Annotated in this window: 11 protein-coding genes; 5 read left to right on the top strand and 6 right to left on the bottom strand. The window is 72.8% G+C overall.

Annotation, left to right across the window (positions count from 1 at the left end):
* Positions 1–19 precede the first annotated feature (19 nt).
* Positions 20–1,267, bottom strand: coding sequence for an alkaline phosphatase PhoX (locus AB0B72_RS05195; protein WP_367737041.1), 1,248 nt, complete (start codon positions 1,265–1,267; stop codon positions 20–22).
* Positions 1,268–1,670: 403 nt separating this feature from the next.
* Here AB0B72_RS05195 and AB0B72_RS05190 point away from each other — a divergent pair, with 403 nt between their 5' ends.
* The 3 genes from AB0B72_RS05190 (at position 1,671) to mmuM (ending at position 6,396) form a co-directional block, all read left to right on the top strand.
* Entirely contained in the window at positions 1,671–2,465 is a 795-nt protein-coding gene (locus AB0B72_RS05190) for a helix-turn-helix domain-containing protein (protein ID WP_367737040.1), read from the top strand.
* Positions 2,462–5,125 carry a VIT domain-containing protein gene (locus AB0B72_RS05185; protein WP_367737039.1) on the top strand — a complete coding sequence of 888 codons (2,664 nt, stop codon included), beginning with the start codon at positions 2,462–2,464 and terminating at the stop codon, positions 5,123–5,125. The genes AB0B72_RS05190 and AB0B72_RS05185 overlap by 4 nt, the downstream gene beginning before the upstream one ends.
* A 389-nt stretch (positions 5,126–5,514) precedes the next feature.
* Positions 5,515–6,396 (top strand): homocysteine S-methyltransferase, encoded by an 882-nt coding sequence (mmuM, locus tag AB0B72_RS05180; protein ID WP_367737038.1) that lies wholly within the window; start codon positions 5,515–5,517, stop codon positions 6,394–6,396.
* A gap of 15 nt (positions 6,397–6,411) precedes the next feature.
* On the opposite strand, the gene AB0B72_RS05175 is transcribed toward mmuM, so the two are convergent.
* The gene (locus AB0B72_RS05175; protein ID WP_367737037.1) at positions 6,412–7,947 is read right to left on the bottom strand and encodes an MDR family MFS transporter; all 1,536 of its coding nucleotides are present in this window, start codon (positions 7,945–7,947) and stop codon (positions 6,412–6,414) included.
* Between the two features lie 185 nt (positions 7,948–8,132).
* Entirely contained in the window at positions 8,133–8,831 is a 699-nt protein-coding gene (locus AB0B72_RS05170) for a lysophospholipid acyltransferase family protein (protein WP_367737036.1), read from the bottom strand.
* Between the two features lie 130 nt (positions 8,832–8,961).
* On the opposite strand from AB0B72_RS05170, the gene AB0B72_RS05165 reads away from it, so the two are divergent.
* Together AB0B72_RS05165 and AB0B72_RS05160 are read left to right on the top strand one after the other, a co-directional pair.
* Complete coding sequence (locus tag AB0B72_RS05165) at positions 8,962–9,726, top strand: alpha/beta hydrolase (RefSeq protein WP_367737035.1); 765 nt, start codon at positions 8,962–8,964, stop codon at positions 9,724–9,726.
* 12 nt (positions 9,727–9,738) lie between these two features.
* Positions 9,739–10,197, top strand: a complete 459-nt coding sequence (locus tag AB0B72_RS05160; RefSeq protein WP_367737034.1) for a hypothetical protein — start codon at positions 9,739–9,741, stop codon at positions 10,195–10,197.
* Between the two features lie 49 nt (positions 10,198–10,246).
* Here AB0B72_RS05160 and AB0B72_RS05155 read toward each other — a convergent pair whose 3' ends face one another.
* The 3 genes from AB0B72_RS05155 to AB0B72_RS05145 form a co-directional block, all read right to left on the bottom strand.
* Positions 10,247–11,443, bottom strand: a complete 1,197-nt coding sequence (locus AB0B72_RS05155; RefSeq protein ID WP_367737033.1) for a hypothetical protein — start codon at positions 11,441–11,443, stop codon at positions 10,247–10,249.
* A 152-nt stretch (positions 11,444–11,595) separates the two neighbouring features.
* Positions 11,596–12,291: an endonuclease/exonuclease/phosphatase family protein gene (locus tag AB0B72_RS05150; protein ID WP_367737032.1), complete on the bottom strand. Its 696-nt coding sequence runs from the start codon at positions 12,289–12,291 to the stop codon at positions 11,596–11,598.
* Between the two features lie 6 nt (positions 12,292–12,297).
* A complete protein-coding gene (locus AB0B72_RS05145; RefSeq protein WP_367737031.1) occupies positions 12,298–13,239 on the bottom strand; it encodes an ROK family glucokinase in 942 nt (313 codons plus the stop codon).
* Positions 13,240–13,343: the final 104 nt, after the last annotated feature.

The following is a 13,343-nucleotide window of genomic DNA, read 5'->3' as shown; positions in this document are numbered from 1 at the left end:
GGCCCGGCTCAGGATCCGCTCAGGACCGGGCGGAGCGGGTCATCCGGTCCGGAAACGGGCCGGTGATCTCGTACGTGATGCCGACCTCGGCCTGGGCGGCGCTGCCGCGCTGGAACGGGAGGCGGCGGGACGGGTGAGAGCCCCCGGACTGCGCGAAGGCGGACGGCCGGGACGCCGGGAGCCCTGAAGCGCCCGCGCGGCGAGGCGGCGGCAGCCGGCGGGCCGAGAAGTACAGCCGGGTGCCGTCGGGCGAGAACGCCGGCCCGGCGATGGCCGAGCTCTCCTGGCCCTCCACCCGCAGGAACGGCTCCGCCACACCGCCGCTGATCACGTTGATCTCCATCGGCCCGGCGTCCTCGGCGACGAAGAGGTCCCCCACCGCTTCCTCATGGCCGTGGAAGGCTCGGGGCTCCCCGGACAGGCCGTCGCGTCCCCGGCCGTACCGGACCGAGAGCCGCTCGCGCGCCGCGTCGTACACCCAGACCCGGCCGTCACCACGTGTGATGAAGTAGCACAAACCGTCGGAGTAGTGGGTCCCGTCGCCGCCGTCGAAGCGCAGGGCGCCCTTCACCTGTTCCCGGGTGGGCTCGAACAGCGCGGCGGGGGTGGGGACGCGCTCCCAGGTCACGGCCTCCCCCTCCGGCGTACCGGCCATCACCTCGAGGACGCCCGTCGTGAGGTCGCCCCAGGTGTCCGGGCGGAACCGGTAGAAGCACCCGTCGGGCTCGCGCTCGGTGAGGTAGACGACCCGCCTGTCCGGATCGCACGCCAGCCCCTGGTGGGCGAACAGGCCCATCGCGAGCCGGGGCATCGGGGCGCGGCGGCCGTACGGATCACACTCGAAGACCCGGCCGGCGGGGGTCTGCTCGCAGGAGAGCCAGGTGTTCCACGGGGTCGCCCCGCCCGCCCGGTTCACGTCGGTGCCCGACAGGATGCGGTAGCCGCTCCGGATGGCGCCGTCCGGTCCGAAACGGAGGGCCGTCACGCCTCCCAGCAACGGGACGCCGGAGTTGGACACGTAGATCCAGCCGTCACCGTCGGCGAAACAGGCTCCCCCGTCGGGGGCGGCGTGCCATGCCACTCCCCCGACTCGTTCGCCGGACCGGCCCACGACCCGGCTGGTGAACCCCTCCGGCAACGCGATGCCGTTGACGTCGGGCCCTCGCAGCGGCGCCTGCGGCCTCCCGCAGGGCACGGCGAAGGCGGAGCGCCACAGCGACCCGGACAACGCGGGCAGAGCCCCGTATCGGATGAAGGTACCGCGCACCGTGATCCGCCTCCTCGACCTTGAGCGCCCCCGGAAGCCGGCCCCCGGCGCTCTCCGGGCGTTCCGCGGCTGTCGTCATCGTGCGTTCGCACCGCTACGGCGAACGATGCGTCGTGCCCCCGGCGCGATGCCGTTCCCGGCCACGCCGCACCGCCGGCGGTCCCGATCGGCCGCCCCTCGGAGGGCCGGCCTGGCGGTTCGCCCGGCCCCTTACCCCGTTCCGCGCGACCTGACCGGCATCTCACAACGTACGCCGCGGATTTCCCGGCTCGCCGCCGCCCGGCCAGTGGACCGGAGGCGCGTGAACGGAGGGAAGCCACGCTCTTCCAGGGAACGAACTCTTCGCGAACCGCGCCCGCCCTTCTATTTGACAGTGTCACTGTGACAGTGTCATTGTGAGCACATGAGCGAGACCTGGACCATAGGCGAGCTGGCGGAACGGGCGGCGGGCGTGCTCGGTCCCGGGCGTCCGGTCAACGGCCGGGTCCGGGACGTGCCGAACGAGCGGCTCATCCGCTGGTACACCACGATCGGGCTGCTCGACCCGCCGCTCGCCCGGCGCGGACGGGTGGCGCTGTACGGCAGGCGCCACCTGCTCCAGCTCGTCGCGGTCAAGCGGCGCCAGGCGGAGGGGCTCTCGATCGCCGCCATCCAGGCGGAGCTGGCCGGGGCCACCGACGGCATGCTTCAGCGTGTCGCCGGCCTCGCCGGCCTTGAACCCGGCGGCGTGGCCGTCCCCGAGAGCCGGGAAGGTCCTTCCGGAGACGGCGCGGCGCCCGGCCGCGACGGCTCCCCGGCCGGCGCCGAAGCGGCGGGACATCGAGACGGCGCCGTACGGGACCGTTTCTGGACCCGGCCCGGCCCGTCGCCGGCCACCCCGCTCCCCTCCCCGTCTCCACTCTCCGCACCCCTGTCAGCGTCGCCGTCAGTGTCGCCGTCAGTGTCGCCGTCGGCGCCGGGGGCCGATGCCGGCCTCGGGGACGGCCCCGCACGGCCCGCCGCCGCCTCCACGCCGGACGTCGTCCTCCATGGCGTACGGCTCGCGCCCGGGGTGACCGTGCTGCTCGACGACACAGGCCACGCACTCACCCCGGATGAGGTGGCCGCCCTCCGCCTGGCCGCCGGACCGCTTCTCGCGGCACTCGCCACGCTCGGCCTGGCAGGCCGTTCCGACCACGCCGAAGGGATCACGCCATGACCGTTCCCATCACGCCTCTGCGACCGGAGGAGTGCCGGCCGCTGCCGGACGCCGGGCTCGGAGCGCTCGAAACCGCCAGGGGCAACCTGCCCCTGGAGAGCGTCGACGTCGCGGCGCGCATCACCGGCCTGGTGGCCGGGGTCGATGTGGTCCAGGGCTTCCGCAACCCGTTCGACGTGTCCCTGGAGGCGACGTACGTCCTCCCGCTGCCGCCGAGGGCGGCGGTGACCGCCTTCCGCATGGAGGCCGACGGCCGCGTGATCGAAGGCCTCCTCAAGGAACGGGGACGGGCGAGGGCCGACTACGACCAGGCACTGGCCGAGGGCCGGCGGGCCGCGATCGCCGAGGAGGACCGGCCGGACGTCTTCACCATCCGCGTCGGCAACATCGTGCCGGGAGAACGGGTGACGGTACGGCTGACGCTGAGCCAGCCGCTGCCGTACGAGGACGGGGCGGCGGAGTTCCGGTTCCCCCTCGTCGTCGCGCCCCGCTACATCCCGGGGGCTCCGCTGCCCGGCCCTTCCGCGGGCGCCGGCGTCGCCCCGGACACCGACGCGGCGCCCGACGCCTCCCGCATCACCCCGCCGGTCCTGCTTCCCGGATTCCCCAATCCGGTACGGCTGTCGCTGACGACGACCGTGGACCCGGCGGGGCTCGATCTCAAGGAGATCCGTTCGAGCCTGCACGAGGTCGCCCATGAGGGCGGCACGATCAGCCTGCGCCCCGGGGAGAGGCTGGACCGTGACTTCATCCTGCGCCTGGCGTTCGACCCCTCCACCTCGCTCGCCCTCGTGCCCGACGAGGGCGGCGAGGGGGACAGCGGCAACAGAGGCGACGGTGTGACCGACTCCGCGGAGGACGCGGAGCACGGCGCGGGCACCGCCGCGGCCGGCGAGGCCGGACGCTCCGGAACGCCCGAGGGCACGTTCCTGCTGACCCTTGTGCCTCCCTCGGATGCCGCCGCCGTGCCGGCCCCCCGGGACGTCGTCCTGCTGCTCGACCGCTCCGGCAGCATGACCGGCTGGAAGATGGTCGCCGCGCGACGTGCGGCGGCGCGGATCGTCGACACGCTGACCACGCGTGATCGGGTGGCCGTGCTCTCGTTCGACTCGGTGGTCGAGCGCGCCTTCCCGGACGGGCTGGTCCAGGCCACCGATCGCAACCGTTACCGGGCCGTCGAGCACCTGTCCCGCCTGGAGGCGCGGGGCGGCACCGAGATGCTCGCTCCCCTGGAGGAGGCGATCCGCCTGCTCGGCGACGAGCGGCCCCGGCCGTCCACCCCTCCGGCGGAGCAGGCAGGGCAGCCGGACCCTGCCTGCCATGAAGGGCTGGAAGGGCGTCCGGGAGAGCCCGGAGACGCCGGACGCGACCGTGTGCTCGTCCTCGTCACGGACGGCCAGGTGGGCAACGAGGACCAGATCCTCGAACGCACCGGTCCCCGGCTGGGCGGCATCCGCGTGCACACCGTGGGGATCGACCGCGCGGTGAACGCCGGGTTCCTCGGCAGGCTCGCCCTTCTCGGCGCGGGCCGGTGCGAGCTGGTGGAGTCGGAGGATCGCCTCGACGAGGCGATGGAGCACATCCACCGCCGGATCGGCTCACCGCTGGTCACCGACATCACCCTGCGACCCGAGGGCCTCGACGTCGTCGCCGGCACGATCACCCATGCCGGCTCGCTCTACCCCGGCGTGCCTCTGACCGTCTCCGGCCGCTATCGCGGGCGGCCGGAGGGCGCCGTCGCCCTGCGGGGCCGTACGGCCGAGGGTGCGCCTTGGGACGCCCGCGTCGACGGCCACGCCGCCGAAGACCGGGCGGCCCGGGCGGTGTGGGCCCGGGCGCACCTGCGGGCACTCGAGGACCGCTACACGGTCGGTGAGCGCACGCTGGAGCAGCGCATCGTCGACACATCGCTCAGGTTCGGCGTGCTGTGCCGGTTCACCGCGTTCGTGGCCGTCGACACGCGCGTCGTCGCGGAGGGCGGGCCGGAGCACCACGTGATCCAGCCCGTCGAGCCGCCGAGCGGCTGGGAGATGCCCGCCGCGGTGCCGATGACGGCGGCGGGGGCTCCCATGATGGCCAAGCTGGCCTCCTTCACCACCGGGATGCCCGCGCCCGGCGGTGCGGCTCCCGGGGCGGCGGACGCGCCCCTCGGGCCGCTGCCCGCACCGAGCGCGCCCGCCCGGCCACCCGCCCAGTCGTACGCGACGCCGCCCACGACCGGCGGCGGGCGGCTCGGCCGCGGGTTCTCGGTCGACGCGTTCCTGCCGCATCACCGGCGGGAGACTGCTGCGGCCACCGACTTCACGGGGATCCTGCCGATGCTCGCCGAGGAGCTGGCACGGCTGCGCGAGGCACGGTCGCTGCCCGAGCGGGACCGCAGACGCTATCTGGCGGACCTCGCGAGCCGCCTGCGGGTGATCTCGCAGATGGTGGGCGGCCACGCGGAGCTCACCGCGCTGATCGCGGAGCTGGAGACCGCCGAGCATGCGGCGAGCCCGCTGGACGACCTCTGGCGTCGCACCGTCGACACGCTCGACGCGCTGACCGGCGGCCCGTCAGAGGGCGGCCCAACTGGGAGCGGCTCAGCAGGCAGCGGCCCGGACGCGACCGGTACCGGCGGGAGGAAGGAGGGACGCCGCGCCTTCTGGAAGCGCCCATGACCCGCACCCGCTGACCGGCAGGCTCGCTCGCGTGGCCAGCCCGGACCAGCCGAGTGGGCCGGCTCTTCGCCCATGGCGGGCTCGCTCGCGCGCGTGGCTTGCCCCGCTCACGCCGGCCGCGCGCATACGGAAAGGAAGCATGTGGCCGGGCACCGAGGCGCCCGGCCGCATTAATTCCCTCACACGCGTTCGGTCAGGCCGACCTCATGAGGGTTCCGGTAGGCGGATGACATCGGACGGCGGGGTGGGAGCGGGACGCCGAGGCTCCCTCACCCCTCCCGTGTCGGGCCGATCGTCTCGTCCACCTGCGGGGACGGGAGATCGACGGCGCAGCAACCTCTTGATGAGCCCTTTAAGCCCCATAGGTCAGGAACGCATAAGGTTGCCGGATGAGTTCCATCGTGTTGGACGGCGGTCTCGCCACGCGCCTGGAGGCACTCGGCTGCGACCTGCGTGACGAGTTGTGGTCGGCGAGGCTGCTGGCCACCGATCCCGGCGTCATCCGGCAGGCCCATCTCGACTACTTCCGCGCCGGGGCCGACGTCGCCACGACGGCGAGTTACCAGGCGAGCATCCCCGGTTTCGTACGGCGCGGCCACACCGCCGCGCAGGCGCGCGACCTGATCCGGCTGTCCGTCACCCTCGCCGTGCAGGCCCGGGACGAGGCGGGCCACGGCCTGGTGGCCGCGAGTGTGGGGCCGTACGGCGCCTATCTCGCCAACGGAGCCGAGTACACGGGCGACTACGACCTCGACGCCGACGGCCTGGCCGCCTGGCACCGCGAGCGCTTCGAGATCCTCGCCTCCGCCGGGGCCGACCTGCTGGCGTGCGAGACGATCCCGTCGGCGGCGGAGGCCAGGGCGCTCGCCACGCTGCTGCGCGAGACTCCGGATGTGCGGGCGTGGGTCAGCTTCTCCTGCCGGGACGGGCACCACGTCAACGACGGCACCCCCTTCGAGGAGTGCGCCGCCCTGTTCGCCGACCTGCCCCAGGTGGTCGCGGTGGGCGTGAACTGCACCGCCCCGCGGTTCATCCCCGACCTGATCGGCCACGGGGCGACCATCGTCTACCCCAACTCCGGCGAGACCTGGGACGCCGCCGGCCGGCGGTGGCTGGGCCTGGCCGACCCCGTCGAGTTCGGCGAGGAGGCCGCCCGGTGGCAGGCTCTCGGCGCCCGGTACGTCGGCGGCTGCTGCCGCACGACGCCCGAGCACATCCGCGAGGTCCGCTCCCGTCTCGCACCGGCGGGAACGGCCACGACGCCCCTCTGAAACGGCCGCCCGGTCTCAGCCGCCGACGGCGGGCTCGCTCTTGCCGGTCGCCAGCGGAATCTCCTTGACGAAGAACGCCACCACCAGCGCGACCACCACGAACGGGAGGCTGGCGATGAACACGTCGTCGATGGCGCTGGTGAAGGCCACCAGCACGTGCTCCTTGACCTGCGGCGGGAGCTGCTGAATCGCCTGCACGTTGTTGGCGTCGACATTGCCCGACGGCGCCTTGCCGCCGAACTCGACGGCCATGTAGTGGGTCAGCCGGTTCGTGAGGACCGCCCCCATGATCGCGGTGCCGATGGCGGCGCCCATCATGCGGAAGAACGTGGTGGAGCTGGTCGCCGTGCCCATGTCCGACCGTTCCACGGCGTTCTGGATCGCCGTGACGATCGTCTGCATGGTGAATCCGAGCCCCGCGCCGAAGAGGTACGCGTAGATCGCGACCTGCCAGTACGGTGTGTCCACCTTGATCGTGGCCAGCAACCCGAGCGCGACGATGAGTACGGCCGCGCCGATGATCGGGAAGATCTTGTACCGTCCCGTGCGGCTCATGAGCTGGCCGGAGGTGATGGACGTGGAGAAGATGCCCGCGACGGCCGGCAGCAGCGCCAGCCCGGACCGGGTCGGCGACATGCCCTGGACCGCCTGCAGGTAGACCGGCAGGAAGATCATGCCGCCGAACATCGCCAGGCCGGACAGGAAGGTGTACACGTTCCCCACGCTGAAGATGGAGTTGCGGAACAGCCGCATCGGCAGGATCGGCTCGGGGGCGCGCAGCTCCACCAGCACGAACAGCGCCGCCAGCGCGACGAAGCCGGCGAGCAGGGCCAGGGAGCCGGGGGCGGTCCAGCCGAGGTCGTTGCCCGCCCAGTCCAGGTAGAGAAGCAGGCACGACACGCCCGAGATGATGAGCACCGCGCCCAGATAGTCGATCTTGTGAGGCCGGCGGACCACGGGGATCTTGAGCGCGACCGACGTCACGACCAGTGAGACCAGGCCGATCGGCAGGTTGATCCAGAAGATCCACCGCCAGCCGGGGCCGTCGGTGAAGAAGCCGCCGAGCAGCGGCCCGGCGACGCTGGAGGCGCCCCACACGGCGCCGAAGTAGCCCATGTAGCGGCCCCGCTCACGGGGCGGGATGACGTCGCCGATGATGCTGAACGCCAGCGCCATGAGGCCGCCGCCCCCCAGGCCCTGGATCGCGCGGAAGGCGATGAGCTGGCCGATGTCCTGGCTCAGCCCGGCGAGGACGGATCCGATGAGGAAGATGCCGATGGCGGTCTGGAAGATGATCCGCCTGCCGTACAGGTCGGAGATCTTGCCCCACAGCGGGGTCGCGGCCGTGGACGTGAGCAGGTAGGCCGTGACCACCCACGACAGCTTGTCCAGGCCGCCCAGCTCGCTCACGATGCGGGGCAGGGCCGTGCCGACGATGCTCTGGTCGAGCGCCGCGAGCAGCATTCCGGCCGCCACTCCGGACAAGACAATCAAAATCTGGCGATGCGGCAGGTAGCCGGAGACGGCCTGCTGCTCCTCGCGAACACTCATGCACATTCCTCACGTCGGGAGCCGGGGTCGCGCGCGGACGTCATCCCCAGGCGCTCACTCCGGTGGTACACGAACTTCCGTTTCCAGTACGCGCCCGCCCGCGCGTCCGGATGCGGGGAAAGCGTCCGGAATCCCCGTGTGCGCGTGGCGAACACCCGCCACGCTACTCGTCCCGACCGACAGTATTAAGGCTTCTCCCGGGCCGCCCGGGCGAGTTCGACCTTCGCGGAGGCGGCGTACTTGTCGACGTACTCCTGACCGGAAAGCTCCATGAGCGCGTACATGATCTCGTCGGTGACCGCCCTGAGGACGAGGCGGTCGTTCTCCATCCCGTAGTACCGGGAGAAGTCGAGCGGCTTGCCGTACCGGACGCCGGGGCGGATGCCGAGCTTGGGGAACGGCCGGCCGGGGGGCATCATCTCGAACGTGTTGACCATGGCCCAGGGCACGACGGGCGCGCGGGACTCCAGCGCGAGCCGGGCCACGCCGGTCTTGCCCTTGTAGAGCCGGCCGTCGGGAGAGCGGGTGCCCTCCGGGTAGATGCCGAGGACCTTGTCGTCCCGCAGAATGCGAAGGCCGGTGCGCAGGGCCGCCTCGCTGGCCTTGCCGCCCGAGCGGTCGATCGGGACAGTGCCGACGCCGGAGAAGAACGCCCGGCTGAACATGCCCTTGAGCCCCTGGCCGGTGAAGTACTCCGCCTTCCCGAGCGAGATCACCTTGCGCGGCAGGAACAGCGCTCCGAAGAAGTGGTCGGCGAACGACAGGTGGTTGCCGGCCAGGATCACCGGTCCCTCTTTGGGCACGTTGTCCACCCCCTCCGCCCAGGGGCGGAACACGAAGTGGAGGAACGGCCAGAGGATGGCCTTCACCACCCAGTAGAACACTCAGGCACCCCTCTCGGGTCGGACGTCAAGTCATCTTCGCACGCCCGGCCCTCTCGCACTAACGATGACTTACGTGCGAGTATCGGGCGGAATAAGCCGCTGTTCCGTCGCGGTGACACGGAGGTTTCCCATGCCAGTGCTCGCAGGCGCGGAGCCGTACCACCATGAGGGCGGCGAGATCGGCGCCCTGCTGTGCCATGGCTTCACCGGGTCGCCGCAGTCGTTGCGGCCCTGGGCGGAGTTCCTGGCGGACGCCGGGCTCACCGTGTCGCTTCCCCGTCTCCCAGGTCACGGCACGACCTGGCAGGAGATGAACCGTACGCGTTGGGAGGACTGGTACGCCGAGCTCGGCAAGGCCTTCGCCGACCTGCGCGGCCGGTGCTCGGAGGTCTTCGTGATGGGGCTGTCGCTCGGCGGGTGCATGGCGCTGCGCCTGGCGGAGGTCCACGGGGACGCCGTCCAGGGGGTCGTCGTGGTCAACCCCTCTGTGGTCAGCGACACGCCGCTGCTGCGGCTGGCCCCGGCGCTCAAGCTCGTGATGGCCTCGGTCCCCGGCGTCGCGGGGGACATCAAGAAGGAAGGCGCGACCGAGCTCGGTTACACGCGCACCCCGGTCCGGGCGGCCTCCACGCTGCCCCGGCTGTGGAAGCTCGTCCAGTCGGACATCGGCAAGGTCACGCAGCCGGTGCTGGTGTTCCACAGCCCCGGCGACCACGTGGTCAAACCGGCCAGCGTGGCCTTCCTCAGGCAGAGGATGGGGGAGAACCTGGAGGTCCGGGAGCTCGCCGACAGCTACCACGTCGCGACCCTCGACAACGACGCGCCCCTGATCTTCCAGGGGAGCCTCGACTTCATCCGCTCCCATGCCTCTGTACCCTTGACGAAGGACTTGTGACCTGGGATCGATGTGACGCCGCAGAGTGACGAGGACGAGGTCTGGCGTCAGATCGTCGCCTCGTTCAATGAGAAGGCCGAGGACGCCTCGGCCAGTCAGCCATGGCCTGATCGGGAGAACGTCCCCGAGGAGGCCCCGGATCCCGGCGGCCTGCTCCAGGAGCCGTCCCCCGGCGAAGAGGCCGGCGAGGACGAGGACGCCGCCCCCGCGGAGGACCGCGAGGAGGACCACTACATCCCGCCACCTCCTCCCCCGCTGCCTCAGGGGGACGCCGTGAGCAGGATGTCCTGGCTCGCGCTCTTCGGCGGGCCCGCCTACCTGTTACTCGCCGCGCTGCTGGACTGGCCCAGGGACGGCTGGATCGTGTTCGCCGCGGTGTCGGCGTTCATCGCCGGGTTCGTCACGCTCGTCGTCCGCATGGGCGACGGCCCGCCCCCCGACTCCGGCTGGGACGACGGCGCCGTCGTCTGAACGGCGTCGCCTGAACGGCGTCGCCTGAACGGGGCACGGGCGGGGCCGCTCACCCCGCGGGCGGCGGGCCGAACTTCTCGACGAGATCGGTGTAGCGGTCCTTGGCGTCGAGCACGTAGCCGACCGCCATCGTCACGTCCGCGACGCGGGTGACGGCCTGGAGCCGCACCGTGCGCTCGTCCGCGGAGTCCTCCCCGCGGATGGTGGTCCAGTGGGACCCGTCGTAGCGGAGCATGAATCCCTGTCGCGGGCGCTCGGGGTCGTAGCCGGAGATCCAGAACGTCCCGTCGCCGTCGCCGCCCACGCCGTACAGGTCGGCGCGGCGCTTCGGCGGATCCTCCCGCGTCCAGCGCTTGCCGTCCCACGACAGGACCAGCGGATCGACGCCGCCGTCGCCGGTGTAGACGCCGCCCACGGCGAGGGCCCGCTTCCGGCTCTGGGCGTAGACGTCCCTGAGGAACCCGCCCTTGATCTCCGGCAGGTCCACCTGCTTCCAGCCGTCCTCCGACAGCCGCATGGCGATCGGCGCGCTCCCCGAGTCGCCCACCGCCCAGCCGTCGGTCCTCCCGGCGAGCGCCACCCCGTACAACGCGCCTTCTGGACCGGCGGCCGAGGTCCACACCGTGCCCTCGCCCGCCCCGCCGGTGGCCGCCATGAACGCGTGGCCGTCCCGGCTGCCGACGGCGACGACCCGGCTCCCGGCCGCCGCCACGCCGCCGAGCCAGTCGCCCGTGCGCAGCTCCGGCACGGCGACCCGGGCGAACCCGTCCTGCGAGCCCTTCGCGACGTACGGCAGGCCGTCCCGGCCGTCGCCGACCGCCCAGACCTCGCCGGGCGAGGATGCGGCGACCGACCTCAGGTGGCTCACGCCGGTGGCGTCGCCCCGGACGGGGATCTCGGCCCAGGAGGCGCCGTTCCAGTGCAGGATGACGCCGCGGTTGCGCCACATGTCCCAGGCGTTCCCCTGGCCCACCGCCCACACGTCCCCCGCCGACAGCCCGGCCACGTCCGACAGCGAGCCGTCCTTTCCCATCTGCCCGAGGGAGGTCCCCTGAGCGGTGTCGTCCTGCGACGGGCTGCGCTCCGCCTGCGGGCGCACGTTCGCGGCGCGGGCTTGGGGGCCATGCTCGGAGCCGGCGTGCGTGTGGGCGTGCGCGACCGATGTGGCACGCAGGAAGAAGCCGCTCAGCAGGACGGCGAGAAGCGCACACAGCGGTACCGCACGCCGTGTCGGGCGGCGGGTCATGAAACGATCGTAAGGGTGACCTCCGGCGGCTCGCCCGGGAGGTGGTGATTTCGATTCCCAAGCGATGCCGGAGTGCGACCGGAACGTCTTATATTCGCGGCCCGGAACGTGCCATCGCGCGACCGTCCGTATGTCCCGGAATCCGCACGTCGCTACCCGCCGGGGAGCGCGAGGTCCGCCACCACGGGCAGGTGGTCGCTGGCGGCGGCCAGGTCGCGCGGCGAGACGTCCGCGCCACCGCACCGCAGCACGTGGAGCCCCGGCCCGGCGAAGATCGCGTCGATGCGCGCGCGAGGATCCCCGGCCGGGAACGTGCGGCCGTCCCCCTCGGGGGCGGCGGCGAAGCAGTCGGTGTACCGCCCGGCGAGGTGACGCCAGACCGGCCCGCCAGGCTCCTCGTTGACGTCCCCGGCGAGCACGGCCCGCGCCCCGAACGTCCGGGCCGCCCCCTCCAGGATCGCCGTGACCTGCACGGCGTGCCGGAGCCGGGCTCCCGCCACCAGGTCGAGGTGGATCGAGCAGACGGCGTACCGCGCGCCGTCCTTGCCGACCACGGCGAGGGCGGCGCCCCGCCACTCCAGCCCGCTGTACCAGCGCAGCCTGTGGCCCCGGCCGTGCAGGACCCGTACGGCGGGGCCGGCGAGCACGGCGACCCCTCCGACGCGTCCCCCCGCCGCGACCGCCATCCCCGCGTCGCGGGCCAGGGCGCGCCGGCGCCACCGCCAGCCGGCGAAGCGGGGCACCTCCTGGAGGCACAGCACGTCAGGCCGTACGGCCCGGATGACGCGGAGCAGCGCGGCCCTGTCGTCTCTGAGCGACCGGACGTTGTACGCGGCGACCCGGAGCACGCGGGGTCAGCGGAGCCGGGCGAGGTCGGCGGCGCCGACCATCCCGGCGGCGGGCCCGAGCTCGGCCACCCGGATGTCGGCCAGCGGGCGGTGCCCCCGCCCGGTGAGCCGCTCGGCGAACTCGGACCGCACCTTGTCCATGTAGACGTCGGCCGCGCCGGAGACGCCGCCGCCGATGATGAAGCAGCCGGGGTCGAGGATCGAGGCCAGGTCGGCGAGCCCCTGGCCGAGCCAGCCGGCGAGCGACTCGAACGCGGCGAGCGCGGCGGGGTCGCCCTGCCGGGCCGCCTGGGTGACGTGCTCGCCCTCGACGGCGTCGGCCGTGCCGGCCAGGCGGAGCAGGTGGGGGGCCGACGACGGGTCGGCCTGCGCGTTCCGCTTCGCCTCCAGCAGCAGCGCGCTGCCGCTGGCGTACTTCTCCCAGCACCCGGTGTTGCCGCAGCCGCAGGGCCGGCCGCCGGGCACGGCCTGCATGTGGCCGAGCTCCGCGCCCATCCCCCACCTGCCCCGGTAGAGCCGGCCGCCGAGCACGATGCCGCCGCCGATCCCGGTGCCGACGGTCACGCACACCACGTGGCTCTCGCCCCGTCCGGCGCCGAAGCGGTACTCGCCCCACGCCATGGCGTTGGCGTCGTTCTCCACGACGATCGGCATGTCCACCAGCTCGCCGACCTTCTCGCGCAGCGGCTCCTCGCGCCAGGCGAGGTTGGGCGCGAACCGCACGACCGACCGGGTCTCGTCGATGAATCCCGCCGCCCCGATGCCGACCGCCTCGACCTCGTGCCGGCCGGCGAGCTCGGTCACCGCCTCGGCGATCGTCAGGGCCATCTTCTCCGGGCTGCCGGCCGGGCTGTGCCGCACGCCCCGCTCAAGGACATGCCCCTCCTCGTCGACGACACCTGAGGCGATCTTGGTACCGCCCACGTCCACGCCGATGGTCAGTGCCATGGTGTCTCCTTCTCGCCCGAGTCGCCGCGACGCCCGCCGTCACCCGCCGTCACCAGCCCGCCCGGCATTCGCCCGCGGTCCGCGCCGATTGAAGCGGATCACGA

This window comes from Microbispora sp. NPDC049125 (genome assembly GCF_040802045.1).
Taxonomy (GTDB): Bacteria; Actinomycetota; Actinomycetes; order Streptosporangiales; family Streptosporangiaceae; genus Microbispora.
This window is presented reverse-complemented; position numbering and strand designations above follow the sequence as displayed.